This window comes from Serratia fonticola (assembly GCF_001006005.1).
Classification (GTDB): domain Bacteria; phylum Pseudomonadota; class Gammaproteobacteria; order Enterobacterales; family Enterobacteriaceae; genus Chania; species Chania fonticola.
In genome coordinates, this window is the sequence record NZ_CP011254.1 from 5,681,695 (window position 1) to 5,698,307 (window position 16,613).

Annotated in this window: 13 protein-coding genes and 1 pseudogene; 10 read left to right on the top strand and 4 right to left on the bottom strand. The window is 46.9% G+C overall.

The genetic code is table 11. From position 1 onward, the window contains the following. Positions 1–15: 15 nt before the first annotated feature. Positions 16–870: a type II secretion system protein GspC gene (gene gspC / locus WN53_RS25280; RefSeq protein WP_037412913.1), complete on the bottom strand. Its 855-nt coding sequence runs from the start codon at positions 868–870 to the stop codon at positions 16–18. 464 nt (positions 871–1,334) lie between these two features. Here gspC and pulA point away from each other — a divergent pair, with 464 nt between their 5' ends. Both pulA and gspB read left to right on the top strand, forming a co-directional pair. Next, on the top strand, positions 1,335–4,598 hold the full coding sequence (pulA, locus tag WN53_RS25285) for a pullulanase-type alpha-1,6-glucosidase (protein ID WP_046808372.1): 3,264 nt from the start codon (positions 1,335–1,337) through the stop codon (positions 4,596–4,598). 207 nt (positions 4,599–4,805) lie between these two features. Further along, positions 4,806–5,360, top strand: a complete 555-nt coding sequence (gene gspB, locus WN53_RS25290) for a type II secretion system assembly factor GspB (protein WP_024485901.1) — start codon at positions 4,806–4,808, stop codon at positions 5,358–5,360. Positions 5,361–5,409: 49 nt separating this feature from the next. Here gspB and gspS read toward each other — a convergent pair whose 3' ends face one another. After that, positions 5,410–5,802, bottom strand: coding sequence for a type II secretion system pilot lipoprotein GspS (gene gspS, locus WN53_RS25295; RefSeq protein WP_024485900.1), 393 nt, complete (start codon positions 5,800–5,802; stop codon positions 5,410–5,412). Positions 5,803–6,961: 1,159 nt separating this feature from the next. Between gspS and WN53_RS25300 the strand changes: the two genes are divergently transcribed. The 6 genes from WN53_RS25300 (at position 6,962) to WN53_RS25325 (ending at position 13,861) form a co-directional block, all read left to right on the top strand. Next, positions 6,962–8,572 (top strand): ABC transporter permease subunit, encoded by a 1,611-nt coding sequence (locus WN53_RS25300; protein ID WP_235167014.1) that lies wholly within the window; start codon positions 6,962–6,964, stop codon positions 8,570–8,572. A 14-nt stretch (positions 8,573–8,586) separates the two neighbouring features. After that, the gene (locus WN53_RS25305; RefSeq protein ID WP_046808373.1) at positions 8,587–9,378 is read left to right on the top strand and encodes an ABC transporter ATP-binding protein; all 792 of its coding nucleotides are present in this window, start codon (positions 8,587–8,589) and stop codon (positions 9,376–9,378) included. A 46-nt stretch (positions 9,379–9,424) separates the two neighbouring features. Beyond that, complete coding sequence (locus tag WN53_RS25310) at positions 9,425–10,501, top strand: porin (RefSeq protein WP_024485898.1); 1,077 nt, start codon at positions 9,425–9,427, stop codon at positions 10,499–10,501. 781 nt (positions 10,502–11,282) lie between these two features. Continuing rightward, on the top strand, positions 11,283–12,068 hold the full coding sequence (locus tag WN53_RS25315) for an ABC transporter ATP-binding protein (protein WP_024485897.1): 786 nt from the start codon (positions 11,283–11,285) through the stop codon (positions 12,066–12,068). Positions 12,069–12,219: 151 nt separating this feature from the next. Next, positions 12,220–12,927, top strand: a complete 708-nt coding sequence (locus tag WN53_RS25320; protein ID WP_037412909.1) for an MgtC/SapB family protein — start codon at positions 12,220–12,222, stop codon at positions 12,925–12,927. A gap of 58 nt (positions 12,928–12,985) precedes the next feature. Next, entirely contained in the window at positions 12,986–13,861 is an 876-nt protein-coding gene (locus tag WN53_RS25325) for a LysR family transcriptional regulator (protein ID WP_046808374.1), read from the top strand. A gap of 324 nt (positions 13,862–14,185) precedes the next feature. On the opposite strand, the gene WN53_RS25330 is transcribed toward WN53_RS25325, so the two are convergent. Continuing rightward, entirely contained in the window at positions 14,186–14,434 is a 249-nt protein-coding gene (locus WN53_RS25330; protein ID WP_024486147.1) for a YdgH/BhsA/McbA-like domain containing protein, read from the bottom strand. Between the two features lie 380 nt (positions 14,435–14,814). Then, positions 14,815–14,964: pseudogene (locus tag WN53_RS28085) on the bottom strand (IS6 family transposase); the annotation flags it as partial. Positions 14,965–15,096: 132 nt separating this feature from the next. Between WN53_RS28085 and WN53_RS25340 the strand changes: the two are divergent. Both WN53_RS25340 and WN53_RS25345 read left to right on the top strand, forming a co-directional pair. Next, positions 15,097–15,918, top strand: a complete 822-nt coding sequence (locus tag WN53_RS25340) for a winged helix-turn-helix domain-containing protein (RefSeq protein WP_024486149.1) — start codon at positions 15,097–15,099, stop codon at positions 15,916–15,918. Then, positions 15,915–16,382 (top strand): hypothetical protein, encoded by a 468-nt coding sequence (locus WN53_RS25345; protein ID WP_046808376.1) that lies wholly within the window; start codon positions 15,915–15,917, stop codon positions 16,380–16,382. The genes WN53_RS25340 and WN53_RS25345 overlap by 4 nt, the downstream gene beginning before the upstream one ends. Positions 16,383–16,613 lie beyond the last annotated feature (231 nt).

Genomic DNA, 16,613 nt, shown 5'->3' on the forward strand with positions numbered 1-16,613 from the left:
TTTTGTATTTAACAATTAGTCATCTCCAAGAGCCAAATAGATATCCTGTAACTGACCGTCACGCTCCACGGTAAGATTCAGTTCACTGAGTTCTGAAAGCTGTTTCAATGCCTGTTGAGCCTGCTGTGCATCGCGCAGATCCAGGCCATTAAGCGCTATGGCAAGATCGTTTTCATGCAGCCCGACCTTGCGGAATAACTCCCCTTGTTTGCCCGGATTGAGTCGATAGCCGATGAGTTTGTCATCCACCATCACCGGTGAGATATTCAGGTAATTAAGGATGCTTTGCGGCTGCTTTTGCAGCTGTGCCTTGAGCTGCAACGCTGAGGTTTTTTTGGCACTTTTAGCGGCCTCGGGTTGCTCGCTAAACAGCAACAACGATTCATAATTCCCCTGATAGGAGATCACGATACGATCGGCAAAAATTGACGCAATTCGGGCGTCATAACCAGGCACCTTCTCCCCCACGCCAAGGCTGAACTGTTTGCTATCTTTGGCGATAATGGCGATGGAACGCTCTGAACTGGGGCTGGCGACAATGCCGGTCAGGTTTAACTTGAGAGAAGAAAGCGGTGCGTTACGCAGGGTTTGCTCAGAGACCGAATGCTCAGTGGCGGAAGATGAGGGTGCCGAAGTACCAAAGAGGGTGAAGCGGTAACGTTCAGACTCACCTCCACCGCCGGTTGTTACTGGTACGAAGTCTGCTTTGGATAAGCGTACAGGGGATATTTCAGGGGGCAGGAGCCCGTGCCAGGTGAGCAAGGCGAGTTGATTGCAAATCAACAGTGACAGCACGCATAAAGCCCATCGCGGCGTTAACAGCCTGACAGTAGCCTCTCTGCATACCGATAACAATACAGAAAATCGCATCTTGCCTTCCTTTGCCTGCTTCTCTGTTTACGCCAGCTAGAAGTTCACCGATATCAGTCAATCGGTGGGCATATCGTTGGGGCATTGTCGTTTGAGAATATGTAAGGTTATGACTGAAACCTTACAACTCAGTACCTCTGTCAGCCCTTACGTTTCTGAATACATCCTCTCAGAAGTGGTTACTTTATACATACTCCCCTCAATAATAAATCATTATTTTTACTTATCGAAATAATTTATCTTTCTGTTTTTATAGTCATTTATTTCTTAATCTCGCTAGCATAAAAGCGGTTTAACCTGTTTTATCTCCCTCCTCTAAACTTCGGTTCCTCCTGCCACCTACGCCCCTCCTCCTCCTAAAGCAGGAGGATGCTCCTCCTCAGCATGCAATATCTAATACCACTGCTTTACACATTGATACGATTTTTTACTTTCTATAATGTAAGCCTGATAGGGAATTTAGAATGCTGAAAAATACCTGTAATGCCCTACTTTTCGGCTCGCTTATCATATTGAGCGGCTGTGATAATAATAATTCTTCAGACGTTAGCCCCGACACCAACAACCAAGAGCCGATTGCACGCCTGCCTGACATAGCCATGCCTGGCGAAGCCGTCATGGCAGGTGAAAACCAGGCGGTCATTCATCTGGTCGATATTGCTGGTATCACCAGCGGCTCCGCCGCCGATTACAGCACCAAGAACCTGTTTTTGTGGAATAACGATACCTGTGATGCCCTGGATAATCCGTCTGGGGACTGGAATGACACCAGTACAACACCGACAGGCAACGACAGTTATGGCCCGTACTGGGTGTTACCACTGACCAAAACCACAGGGTGTATCAACTTCATTCTGCGTGATGGCACCAATAAGCTGATTGATACGGATATGCGTTTATCGTTCAGTGATTTTCCGGACAGGACCGTTTCTGCGCTTGCAGGCAGCAGTACGCTTTATGATACCCGTGCCGAAGCTTTCCGCGCGGCCTTTGGGGTTGCTCTGGCTGAAGCCCACTGGGTAGATAAACACACCCTGCTGTGGCCAGCCGGGGAAGGGAAACCTATCGTACGTCTGTACTATAACCACAGTGGCAAAGTGGCTGCCAACAGCGAAGGGAAATTTACCGATAACTATATTTCTCTGACACCGACCAGCATCAGCCAGGAACTGGGTTCGCGCTTCCCTCACCTTGCGGATTATGCCGCCTTCAAGTTGCCGGATAATGCAAAAGTAGACGAACTGCTTAGCGGCGAGACCGTCGCCCTGGCCGCCAATCAGGATGGCATTCTTATTTCAGCAACCCAGGTACAGACCGCTGGCGTTCTCGATGATCGTTTCTCAGCCGCAGCGGAAGGCCTGGAGTATGGTGCTCTGCTGACCGATTCTGGCGTCACTTTCCGTGTCTGGGCACCAACGGCCCAGCAGGCAGAACTGGTGATCTACAGTGCGGATAAAAAAGTCATTGGTAGCCATCCGATGACCAGAGATAACGAGTCCGGTGCCTGGTCATATCAAGGAAGTCACGACCTTAAGGACGCTTTTTATCGTTACGCCCTGACCGTTTATCATCCGCAATCGCGCAAAGTGGAGCAGTATGAAGTCACCGACCCTTACTCCCATAGCCTCTCCACGAACTCCGAATACAGCCAGGTCGTGGATCTCAATGACAGCGCGTTGAAACCAGAAGGCTGGGACGGTCTGGCAATGCCACACCCGCAGACCAGCCAGGCTGATATTGCCAAGATGGTCATCCATGAGTCGCATGTCCGTGATCTTTCCGCCTGGGATCAGACCGTTCCTGAACAGGTACGGGGTAAATATCTGGCGTTGACTGCCAGTGACAGCAATATGGTGCAGCATCTCAGGAAGCTTGGGCAAGCTGGCGTAACCCATATTGAATTGTTACCGGTGTTCGATCTGGCAACCGTCAATGAGTTCAGCGACAAAGTGGCGGATCTCACCCATCCATTCAGTCGGCTTTGTGAACTGAACAGCGCCGTTAAGCAAAGCCGTTTTGCTGGCTACTGTGGGAGTTCAATCACCATCGGTGATGTTCTAGAAGAACTGAAACAGAATGACAGCCAGGACAACCCGCAGGTGCAGGAATTGAATGGCTATGTGGCACAGACTGACTCCTATAACTGGGGTTATGACCCGTTCCACTATACGGTGCCTGAAGGTTCTTACGCTACCAATCCCGAAGGCACTGCCCGCATCAAAGAGTTTCGTACCATGGTGCAGACCATCAAACAGCAACTGGGTATGAACATCATCATGGACGTGGTTTATAACCATACCAATGCGGCTGGCCCAACGGATCGTACCTCGGTGCTGGATAAAATCGTGCCCTGGTATTATCAACGTTTGAATGAAACTACGGGCAGTGTAGAGTCGGCCACCTGCTGTTCCGACTCGGCCCCCGAACACCGGATGTTTGCCAAACTGATTGAAGACTCTCTGGTGGTCTGGAGCAGAGACTACAAGATTGACGGATTCCGCTTTGACCTGATGGGCTATCATCCGAAAGCACAAATCCTGGCTGCCCGGGAGAAAGTAAAATCGGTGAACCCCAACGTTTATTTCTTTGGTGAAGGTTGGAATTCTGGTCAGGAAGATCGCTTCGAAATCGCTTCACAGATCACGTTAAAAGGCACCGGCATTGGCACCTTCTCCGATCGTCTGCGTGATGCTGTTCGCGGAGGCGGCCCATTTGACTCTGGTGATGCCTTGCGTCAAAACCAGGGGCTGGGTAACGGCGCCGGAGTATTGGCTAACGAATTAACCCAGCAAAATGAGGATACCGTGCGCCATCTGGCCGATCTGACCCGTTTGGGCATGGCCGGCAACCTGGCTGAATTCCTGTTGATCGATAAAGACGGCTCCGTCAGGAAAGGCAGCGAAATTGACTATAACGGGGCGATTGGGGGCTATGCCAACGATCCGACCGAAGTGGTCAACTATGTTTCCAAACACGACAACCAAACCTTATGGGATATGATCAGTTACAAAGCCGCACGTGAAGCCGATCTCACCACTCGCGTACGCATGCAGGCGGTGTCACTGGCCACTACGTTGTTGGGGCAAGGGCTGGCATTCGATCAACAAGGCTCAGAACTCTTGCGTTCCAAGTCATTTACCCGTGACTCATTTGATGCTGGGGACTGGTTTAACCGTGTGGATTACAGCTATCAAGACAACAACTTCAACGTTGGTATGCCACGCATCAGCGATGACGGTGACAACTATTCGCTGATCGCCAGCGTAAAAGATGCTGTTGCCACACCAGGTCAAACAGAGATCGCGCAGATGACCTCGTTCTATCAGGAACTCACGCAATTGCGCCAATCCTCGCCTCTGATTGCCTTGGGTAGCGGCCATGAAGTGATGAAGCGTGTCGATTTCCGTAACACGGGCGCAGAACAGCAACTGGGCTTACTGGTGATGACCATTGATGACGGAGTTCAGGCCGGAAACGATCTTGATCCACAAGCCGATGCATTAGTCGTTATCATCAACGCTGCGCCAGAAGCCAGAACGCTTAATGACTTTACCGGTGAAAACCTCACCCTGAGCGCAATCCAACAAAACCTGGGAGACCGCTCACTCGCCTCCGGCGTCAATATTACCGCAGAGGGCAGCGTTACAGTACCAGCCTGGTCGGTGGCTTTGTTGGTCAAACAACAAGTCACTGCCCAAGGCACAGGTTTGCCTGTAAGCAGTAAATAAAACGTTCGTTTCGGGTCACCATCAGGTGGCCCGAAACGGGATGTTAAACCAACTGAGTCACATCAATCCCGAATATCAGTACAATGCTATTGACCCGAGTTTTCGGGCAGGATATACCCTTGATACTTTGGCGTTGCCCAGCGTTGGCGATACGCCAATAAAAAACCTCTGGCTGTAGAAATCAGCGTTAATTAAAGGTTCAGGGATGTGGACAATAAACCGATAGTAGAGCCAGAAGTCAGCGTTCAGCCAGCCAAGGGGCTGTTTATACCCCGCTATCTGCTGCCAGTGTATGCATTGTTGTTAATAGCGATAGGCTGGTTTTCCGGACAGCACTGGCGTAACAACGAAGCTTTCGCTGCCCCCGTGTTGACTCAGGTTGTCCCCTCCGCCGTGGTAAAAACGGAGATACCCGGGCATACGGTCACCAACGCTGATATAGAAACTGCGCATGATGAAAATAAACCGGCGCAGCAAGTGGGATCAGATAACAAAGTCCTCCCCTCCTTAGCCAGTGATGAATTAGCCCCTTTAAGATACAGCGCGCATGTTTACGCATCGGAAGATGACAAACGCAGCATCACGCTGAACGGTCAGCGTTATCAGGAAGGAGACAGCCCTGCCCCCAACCTTACGATTGAGCAAATACAACAGGACGTGACTATCTTTAACTTCAATGGAGATGTATTCACACTTGACGCATTAGAGGATTGGCCGGGCGGCAAGGTGGATAGAGAAAGCGCCGCCGAAGAGTCAGAATAAACCTTACCACTAGCCCGTACACTTGGCGCAGGGCGTCAAGTTGGTGTCACTAACTGCTCCTTTCTGCACGCAGTTCGTCGGTAAAAGGTGCCAACAGGCTGTTAAAGCTGCTGCACTTGGTTTGTTCCGGCGTGTTGTCTCTCATCAGGCTTTGATAAATTTCCTCACTACGCTGCGGTAAAGCCCCGTAGCCAGCGTTATTCCAGCCTCGTTGCTTGGCGACTTTGTAGGCAACCTTGTCAATAACCGCATCGCTGGGTAAATCACTACGATTGCACTTATATTTCAAATACTTGGTACTGGCAATCACTGAAGCCAGCTGTTCTACCTGTTCATTAAGGGCGACCGGCTCCTTTTGCAGAGAAGAACGCGGTTGCTGACAACCCGCCGTTACCAGCAAAAGCAACACAGGGACAAGACGAAAAATATGAGTTAACTGCATGATAATAATAATCTTATCTTGATTAAGTGGGTCTATTTTAACAAATCCCCCAGCACTGTCACTTGCTAGAGAGAAAAGTTTTCCTTATTGCGATCCCGCTTGCAGATTCATTTTCAGTGCTTTGCATTTTACCTCGTCGCCACACAAGTAGAGCACTGCTCGCCAGGGTTCACGAAATCTATGATTAGTGCTTGGTTTTCATCAACCATTGAGCGGGAGAGTTTATGCTGAAAATCAGCAAGGGCATTGGCTCCCCGTTCATGCATGCCAGCACCTTGCGACGGTTCAGCTTGCCGCTCAGGTGAGGTCCTAGGGCATGAAGGCAGGCAACTTACACCATATTCCTTTGGAACCAAAAGCCAGTAAGATCTTGGAGGGTATGCAGGGATGACATGGCGAGTTGGTGCTCTCCTCCCCCCCGAACCTCCTGGAAGCTCGGGGCATTAATAATATTGCGAAAAAATAGTCCATCAAGAAGAAGCGTAACTCAAAGAAAATCAGTTATATCTCCCTAATTTAAATAATATTCAAATTAGCTATATAGGCTTCAATTTTCTGATGTCCTTGTCTATCTGACGATATCACCTTCCCATTTTAATTTATGGATATATCATTTAAAAACTCAATTTTCATCCTGTTACATATGTAATAATGAAAACCATCACATCTACTTGCTATTCATTATGTTCAAGCATTACTATCTCACCGTTTTATTCTCACCACGGGGGCCTTATGGACGATGGAAGTTTTAGTTTAGTACTACTGGATAAATTTCAGTAATGTAGTTCATGCTACATTCTGAAATAAACAGAATGTAGACAATCAATCAACGGCTTATCAGCAACGACCAGGCACTGTCTATGTACCTTGGCATCTGATAATACCGGCTTGTCATGCCTGTTCCTGTAGTATTCATCGTTCACCATCAGCGTAACAATCAGCAAATTAATTTATCTCAAGCTATATAATTTTGTTTAAAACGGAGGCGATCGGCTTTATTTAGCTGACGTTCCCGCCGGTTTTTTGAGAAATTTACGGGATTGGCATTATGCAAAAAAGCAGAAGTACATCTATTTCTAGAAAGTACTATCTAAATGACCTTATTGTTTTTGTAATAGCATCATTGGTCATCGTCTTTCTTATCCGTGCCTGGGGGGACATGCACGGCTCGTTCGATGAACACAGCGTGGGCGCCATTAGTCTGGATACCTGGAATCTTTTCTATTACTCACTAAGAACGACAATGCGGTTTGCCATCGGCATGATTTGGTCATTGTTATTCTCTATTGTCTTTGCCGTCTTAGCGGCGCGCTACGTGCCGTTACGCAGGGTGATATTGCCTTTCGTCAACTTCATGGAGTCAGTACCCTTGGTGGGTTTTTTAACCTTCACCACGGTCTATTTTCTTGGCCTGTACCCACACAGCGTGATGGGGCTGGAGTGTACCGCTATCTTTGCGGTATTTACCGGCCAGGCATGGAACATGATGTTAACGTTGTACCAGACACTGCGCATCGTTCCAAGTGAACTGGATGAAGCCGCGCGCAGCTTCAACTACAATCCATGGCAACGATTCTGGCGGTTAGAGTTTATCTATTCCGTACCTGGGTTATTGTGGAATGCCATGGTGTCACAATCGGCTGCATGGTTCGCTCTGGTGGCGTCGGAGGCTATCCCGGTCAACGATAAATCGGTGGCATTGCCTGGTGTAGGTTCCTATATTGCCGAAGCGCTGGCGCAGCAAAACCTGCACGCTATTCTGTTTGCCGTGATCACATTGGCGGCTAATATTATCGTGCTCGACCAATTGGTTTTCCGCCCGTTGGTTCGCTATACCTCCCGTTTCAAATACGAAGATGTTAGCGCCAATAAAACTGAAGGCAGCTCATGGTTTTATAACTGCCTGAGTTATTCCCATCTAGGGTCAATGTTGTCAGCAGCCCTACGTATGCTGGCTGATTTATGGCTGTTTAAGCTGCCACAGATCTGGTACGGCCTTCGCTTGCATAAGCTGTTTCGCATCACCGCAAAAGCCAACTGGCTGTGGCGCAGCACTTGGTATCTCGCGGTGGTCATGACCTGTGCCTGGTTCGGTTATCAACTGTGGGAGTATTTCCCAAAGCAATACTTTGCCATGATGCCTGAATGGATGCTGCTGACCACTGCGCGCGTAGTGGCTGCAATGGTGCTCAGTATCGTGATTTTCACCCCACTCGGCGTCTGGATAGGTATGAATCCACGCCTAGTGAAATTCTTCCAGCCGATCATTCAAATCCTGGCTGCTATCCCACCCAATATTTTCTATCCTCTGATCGCCGCTTTTATCGCTGTTTACCATCAGGACCTTGGCTGGTGGGCGATTCCAATGATCATGATCGGCACTCAGTGGTATGTGTTGTTTAACGTCATTGCTGGCGTCACGGCAATCCCATCACAGATCACCGAAGTCAGCGAAACCTTCGGTTTACGGAGTTTCAAATGGTGGCGTTACTATATGCTGCCCGCGATTTTCCCCTACATCGTTACCGGCATTATTTCTGCAGCAGGCGGTGCCTGGAATAGCGCCATTGCAGCAGAAGTCATTCAATGGGGAACCACCACGATCAGTACTACCGGGCTGGGCGCTTTTATTTCAGTCGTGACCGATGCCGGTAAAAACCCGGAATCCGCCCTGGGCTGCGCTGCCATGTGCTCACTGGTAGCGTTATGCGTAATCTTTATCTGGCAGCCGCTGTATCGCGTAGCAGAAACCAAATTCAAATATGATTAATGCAGGGAAATTAAATGATTATTCAAGAAGTGGTGCTCAGCGCCAAGCAGGTAAACAAAGCCTTCATTGGCGAAAACAAGCTCCCCAAGGAAGTGCTGCGCGACGTGGATCTGAATGTTCACAAGGGTGAATTCGTTACGATCCTTGGGCAGTCAGGTTCAGGAAAATCAACGTTGATGCGGATATTTGCTGGCCTGATTTTCCCTGATACCGGCACGGTATCGCTGGCAGGAAAACCTATCGAAGGGCCTGATACCGATATCAGCATGGTATTCCAGTCTTATGCTCTTTATCCGTGGCTCACGGTGTACGACAACATCGCCTTTGGCCTGCTCGCACAAGACTTGCCACCGCAATTGATCGACAAAAAGCTGAAAGCATTACTCACACTGGTTGGCTTGAACGGGTATGAGAAAGCCTGGCCCCGTGAACTTTCCGGTGGTATGCGCCAGCGCGTAGGTTTTGCCCGTGCATTAGCCGTGGAACCCAAAGTTTTGCTGTTGGATGAACCCTTTTCTTCTCTTGATATCTTCACCGCGCAGAAACTGCGGATGGATTTAATGAATATCTGGACGAACCAAAAAATTAATACCAGTGCCATCGTCATGGTGAGCCATGACATAGAAGAAGCGGTCATGATGTCCGACCGAGTCGTCATTATGGATGCCAATAAACGGCAGATCACCGATGAGATCGTTATCGACAGGCCAAGAGAATCACGAGGCAGACAGAATATGGCAGCCATTATTGATGAAACCAGCGAACGTTTATATAAGAGAATTGCGACATCACAAAAAGCATCATAACTTTCAACATATTTATTAATATCAGGTTATTGAAATGAAAAATAAAATGCACTTAGCAGTATTGGGGTTACTATTGCCAGTAGCCAGCACCACATTGGCTGCAGAAATCGTAAATAAAGACGGCAATAAATTGGATTTATATGGGCAGATTAATGGCGTTCATTATTTCAGTGATAATGCTGGCAGCAGCGGCGATCAGTCCTACACTCGTTTTGGCTTTAAAGGCGAAACACAAATTAATGATGGCATCATTGGGTACGGCCAGTGGGAATATCAGATTGGGCTGAACGGAGCGGAAACTGGCGAGCAAAGTGGTAACTACACGCGGTTGGGTTTTGCCGGAGTGAAATTCGGCCCGTTTGGAAGCATCAGCTATGGGCGCAACTACGGTTTACTCTATGATGTGGGAAGCTGGACCGATGTATTACCCGAGTTTGGTAATGACAGTTATGAAGCTGCCGATAACTTTATGACCAGTCGGGGCAACGGTATGTTGACCTATCATAATCAGGGTTTGGGGGGGATTATTGATGGCCTGAATATTGGCATGCAATATCAGGGAAAGAATCGGGGGGACGACGCTCATCACACGCAAGACCTACAGACACAAAACGGCGACGGATATTCCTTCTCCACGACCTACGACATTGGTTGGGGACTGAGCGCAGGCGGTGCCTACGCCAATTCGGATCGTACACAGGCACAGCGTAGTTTTGGTATGGCCAATGGCGATCGTGCCAGAGCCTGGACTCTGGGCCTGAAGTACGATCGGGATAACCTCTATCTGGCAGCAAACTATACCCGCACTCAGAACATGACCTACGTGGATGGTGGCAACTACACCGGTTTTGCACCAAAGGTCGATGCCGTCGAAGCCGTGGCACAGTATCACTTTGACTCTGGTATCACTCCTTCTCTTGCCTATTTGCAATCGCGTGGCAGCGACATGCCTGGCATCGGTGATACCGATCTGGTCAAGTATATAGATATGGCGCTGGGTTATAGCTTCAATGCCAATATGTCGACCTATGTAGAGTACAAACTGAACCTGCTGGATAAACATAATGCAGCCGGTTTAAGTGCTGATGATATCGTCGAGACGGGGATTATGTACCAGTTCTGAGAGGCTAAGCGCTGAACCCCATGCCTGATGAGGCTTGACCTCATTGGGCTTTTTTATCGTTTTGAACGGGTAAAAGGTAGCAAGCAAGACATATGAATGAAAGTTAAAAACAGTGAATACAATCATGTTAGCCGTTTCTTTCCCCATTCCACATTGCCAATAGGCATTTCCCCTTTGAAATTAGAGTATTTATCATAGCGAAACCAAAGATAACAATCACCACATTGCCTGAATTACCCTCATTTAACGATTTAGTTTCACTTCCATTGCTCCGGGATTTATAGCCAATCATTCATTGAAACTACAACCTCGTTGATACTATGTTTAGTTTAAACAACCCTTGCGATAACTATTAATATTAAATTACATTTTGCAGTTCTAAAATACCACTCTGTTATTGAGCTTCCTGGCCCTTGTGGGTACTATGAGACTCCGATTTGATACAGGATAAAATTATGGACACCGACGGTTCGTTATTCATTGGTTTGTTGAGCCTGCTGGAGGCTTAGGCGCAATAGTCATTTACTGCGTCCTGAAAAGTATCCGTATGTGACGTCATCACGTCACAACTGCACTTTATTCTTACTTCCTTCAGCGCCTTATACTAGGCGATCCCTAGCTGACAGCATCTCTCAATAGCCAGAATTCAACTTACTAATCAGACCAATAAGGCCGCTGGCATTCTCCCGTGTGAATTTTCACGTCTGGATGTTCCTGTGCAAAACTCAGCGGCATATCCTATTCGCCTATTTGTTTTTTAAAAGATAACCAAGGAAATATGATGGCCAAGAAAAAAGTATTACTTACTGTCAGCAACGTTAGCAAGAGCTTCCAACCTACGGCCCAAAAATCACATTTGGTCCTTAGTGATATCGACCTCAAAGTCTATGATAATGAAGTAGTCAGCGTATTAGGGAAATCCGGCTCGGGCAAATCCACCCTACTGCGGATCATCTCAGGTTTGATATCTCCTGATTTTGGGGATGTCATGCTGGGTGAGAACAAAGTCTCAGGCCCTAACCCACAAATCAATATGGTTTTCCAGAACTTTGCTATTTTCCCTTGGTTAACCGTTTATCAAAATATCGCCTTTGGATTGCAGGCACAGCATTATTCCCAAGACACCATCGACAAGCAGGTGATAAAAATGCTGAACCTGATTGGTCTGGAAAAATACCGCAATGCTTTCCCACGAGAACTTTCCGGTGGTATGCGCCAACGGGTGGGGTTTGCCCGTGCGCTCGTCGTCGAACCTGCGTTGCTGCTACTGGATGAACCTTTCTCTTCCCTGGATATTTATACCGGAGAAAATCTACGCAACGACCTAATGCAGATCTGGTCGACGCGGCAAATAAAAACTCGCTCCATGATTTTAGTAACCCATAGCATAACAGAAGCCGTAATGATGTCAGATCGGATTATTTTGTTAGGTTCAGAACCCGGTACCGTGACCGGAAATTATGAAATCACCCTACGGCGTGAGGAGCGGAACAAACGCTCAATGCAAAGCCTGATCGAAGAAATCAGCGCTGAGCTAAGCCAGCAAATTGCTACTTCGGCCTATTAAAACCAGGCCCTGTGTAAACGCCACTGAACCGTGTTTACCAAGGCATAAAATCAATTTCTAATCGCTGTCTGGCAGATGAAAAGTCTGCCATTTTAACTACCTGTTTATCAAGAGCTACCTTTTTATCGGTGTTTCATGATAAGCAGATAACATGTTGGTTTTTATCATGCATTTTATTCAAACATTAATAACGCTATCAACGGCATCTTTACTTGGCGCAATTATTGGCTATGAAAGACAGTTCCGGCAACGCACCGCCGGGTTACGCACCAATACACTTGTTGCCACCAGCGCAGCTATTTTTGTACATCTGGCCATGACCATTGATGGCAGTGGGGGTGCGGTAAGAGTGATTTCTTATGTGGTTTCTGGCGTCGGTTTTCTCGGAGCTGGGGCAATCATGAAAGAAGGAATGAATATCCGCGGCCTGAACACAGCGGCTACGCTTTGGGGATCGGCAGCCGTCGGTACCTGCGCGGGTTGCGCATTATATGGAGATGCTCTGGCCGCTACGTTATACGTACTGGCTGCCAATACACTGCTGCGCCCGATCGTCAATATGGTCAACAAACAACCTTTCAGCGATGTTAACGGTGAATCCACCTACCAGATCTGCGTGATTGCAATTGAACACGAGCAACGCGAAGCGTTAGCCAAATTCAAACAGGTGATGCAAGCCGAAAACTGCTTTATCTCGCACCTGGATATCGAGCCTTTTGGCGATGATGACGTAGAGATCACCGCAACTCTCATGCCCGCCTCTGTCACTACTACGGTACTTGATAAAACCGTCAATACTTTACTTGGCGATAGCATGATGAAGCAGGCCTATTACAGCAGAATTTGTGGCTCTGGTTAAAAACGTCACTTAGGGCCCTTTTACACCGCCAATTAAAATATGAATGAAGAGAATTATTATGAAAAGTATGCCGAAATTATCTCACCTGACTACTTTTAAAGAAATTGTTTACTGCGGTAGCTTACATGAAACATCAAAAAAGCTGGCTATTTCACAACCGACACTCAGCCGTATTATTAAAGAACTTGAAGAAAATATAGGCTCGCGTCTTTTGGAACGCAGCAACCGCGGTGTACGGCTCACTGCGGTAGGCGAAGCGTTTTTTCAACGCATTGACGCTATCACCAATGAGTTAAGGAATACCATTTATGAATTCCGTGGACTGAAAGAAACCGGAGAGAAATTCTTGCGCCTAGGTATGAGCACCTATCCACTGCTATGCTATCTCCCCGACGCACTTGAGATCTTTAATCAGCGTTATCCACACAGCCGCATTATCGTGATTGAGGATTGCCCCGAGGGGTTGGTTGCCAAGTTGAGAAATAACGAACTGGATCTGGTGGTCTGCAACCTCAGCGAGGGGATTAACTGTGTCGATCTGGTAACGCAGGATTTCAAATGTGAAACGTTTTCGCTTTATCAAGGGAACAATCAGTCCTCTGATGAGCTGCCGCTGGACGATACAAAGTGGGTAGTCCCGCATTCCTGTACTGCCGGCCGTCTAGCGATGCAAGACTCCTCTTTCCCGTGCACGCAGCAGGGTAATGTCGTGGAAACTGATTCTTTCCTCGCCACCTGGTGTCTAGTGAAACAGCAGGGTTATCTCGCGCTATTAAGCGATCATATCGTGGCACATTACAGCCCACAGCTGAACCTCAAGAAAAAATCTGCTGAAGATATCAATATCAGCGCATGCTTTTATATTATTAAACGTGACGAGCCCATGACATCGTCCATTACTAACGATTTTACCGAGATCCTGATGGCGATGTGAACACGCGGAAAATCACCTGGCGAAGTGGTGCAAGCGCCTAGAAAGTAAAGACCTGAAGGCCATCTGAAAACGAAAAACCCCAAGCTCATGGGTAAATGGGTTTGGCGTTACGTTAACCCAACTGGAGTGCCATTTTCCTAGGAAACTCGGGTCTATTTCGTCAGTGGAATGTACTGAATGCGACGCGTTATGAAAAAACGGCGAGCTCAGCCCGACAGAAAGCGATGTGATTTTCAACCTGCAGCGTGGTTGAGTAAAGGTAAAGGGGCGTGTTCATCAATTGAACGTCGCCCCTTATCGATTTACCACCATGCCCTCTCCTGATTATTTATACAAATCCGCGGTGCCGTAAACATGGTTATTAACGGTAACTGAAGTAATGCGATAGGCACTGGCCCCTCGCTGTTTCGCATCTGCGGCTATCATCTGTTCAAAGCTGCTCAACGTTGTCGCCTGGCTGGAAACCTCTCCGATTTTTTGCAACCCTTGTGCAGCACTACTTGTCACCGGCATGGCGGCCATGACACTGCTGCTGGCTGCGGCCAGTACCAAAGCCAAGATTACATTTTTCATCATTAAATCCTCTCACTAGCTGGATAATAACCGGCAGCAAAGGCCGCCGACGGGATTACGCTTTTACTGGCTCATGGCATCCTTACCGGTTTGCTGTTGCTTACTCATCGGCTCTCTCCTGCCCCCATATCACTTCGATGTGAGAAGTATTCAACGAATTTGTTCCCCAAGACCTCACGCAAAGTTAAATAAAATGTGATCACTGCTAAGGTGGGGGGTTGTGTAGACTTCAGTAAGACCTGTAAATCGCGGTGGGAAAAACGGAAAAGGCAAAACGCTTTTGATCATCGAAGACGACAGCGATACCGTCAATGACATCAATAACCTGCCCTGTCAGCTGTAATTTCCCCGTTTTGGCCCCGGCCACATTCAAGAACGCCAACCCAACGATGCAGCGTTAAATGGTCAACGACAATACCGCGCTCTGCCATCATCTCATCCAGGTTGTGTAAACGCAGTGAGTAAACCAGATACCAGCGGACGCACTGAGCAATATGCAGGTGACTGAAGACGTTTCGGATCAGTGACATGAGCAGTAACATCACAAAAACCATGTGACCTAACAGCGACTTAATGCATCATAGCCAAAAATAGTTACGGGTTACAGCCTAGTTTTGCACTATAATTAAATTGAGTATAAATAATTATAATTATGGAAGAATATGTTAAAGCGATACATTATTGACACAAACCTTGAGTTTTTCCCGCAAAATTCCCAGTTAACTGTTTTAGATGGGGATAATTTTACTATTACTCTTAATACTCCCAGCAGTCGTTGTCTGGAGCTGCTCATTGAGCGACGTTTTAATCTGGTGCCACAACATGATTTTTATGAGTACGTTTGGGGCGATGAAGGTAAGGATATTTCCGTTAACACACTCTATCAGAACATTGCATTGCTTCGTAAGGCATTAAAAACCATATCAAAAAAATATGAAGTTATGATACTAACAGTCCCTAAGAAGGGGTTTAAGTTCAATGAGATTTTTTCTGTATTAGAAAATATTGCCACGGAAGTAGATAACCATTCTTTAACTAGTGACATATCCATAGACTCCCTCACCAGCCACCTTTCTCATGAAGATACCGTTAATGGAAATAAAACCTCCCCATGGTGGCATAGAACAAATAAAAAACTGAAGGTGTCATTATTTTATGTCTTGAGTATTTTGGTTGCCATTACTGCTTTAGTGGCTTTTAACTTCTTTTTTGAAAGGAGGGAGATATATCCATTGTTCTATTACACACCCTATACAGATGGATCTACATGCAGCATATATACTAATGCTAACAATAGTATGTTATCGAGGAGAATTGAAGAGCTTAGCGAGTTAGGTGTCGATTGCGAAACCACACCATACCTCTATATCACTATGTTTAGATATAGTACTCGTACCTCTGCAATTGCGTGCCGTTATCCCTTGGAGAACACCAGTTCACCTTTCTGCATTACTTATAACTTGATTGGGAGCAATGTGAAATGAGAAAGGAATTGCTGGTCCCTGCCGTGTTGGTTCTCTGCTTGCTACCCTTATTGATTTATTACATTTACCCTGACAAAGCAGACAAAATAAATATCTCTTGCAATGGCACATTAGTCACCCAAAATGAGCTAATGTCTAGCAGGGTGAGAGTTTCTATATTATTAACTGGAGCGCGTGGAAGGGTCAACTTTGACGGAGTTATAAGCAATAAAAAAAACGAAATAATAACTATCCGTAGAGCATCCTCGTTTACGCTACATCACTACGGAAGCATCTATGCCATTGATAAATCTATCGTTTCGGAGCTTCCAGGAAACATGGCTTCAACTGATTTATTGACGGGTATGTTTCCCGAATTCATGTTATTTAATGATAAGGACTATAGGCTTAATATGTACAAAGTAGGGAGTAATGGCTACCTTTTTATGAGTGACAAATTCGTTACGCTTTATTGCATCAGTTAATAAATCCGTAGTCGTATTTTTATTCGTAATAGAACCAGATATGATGAACCTTACCTTTTTCCTGATACAATAGATGGCTGACCCGCGGTATCAACCGAGTGGTACAGATATTCTCACTGGTCTTTGATTTTGATGCAGGTTTTATCCATTCGCCACTGACGATCCACGGTGCGTTTATGTCGGGGAATGCCTTATCCTTTGAGGATAGGTCTGATGACTTAAAAATTAATT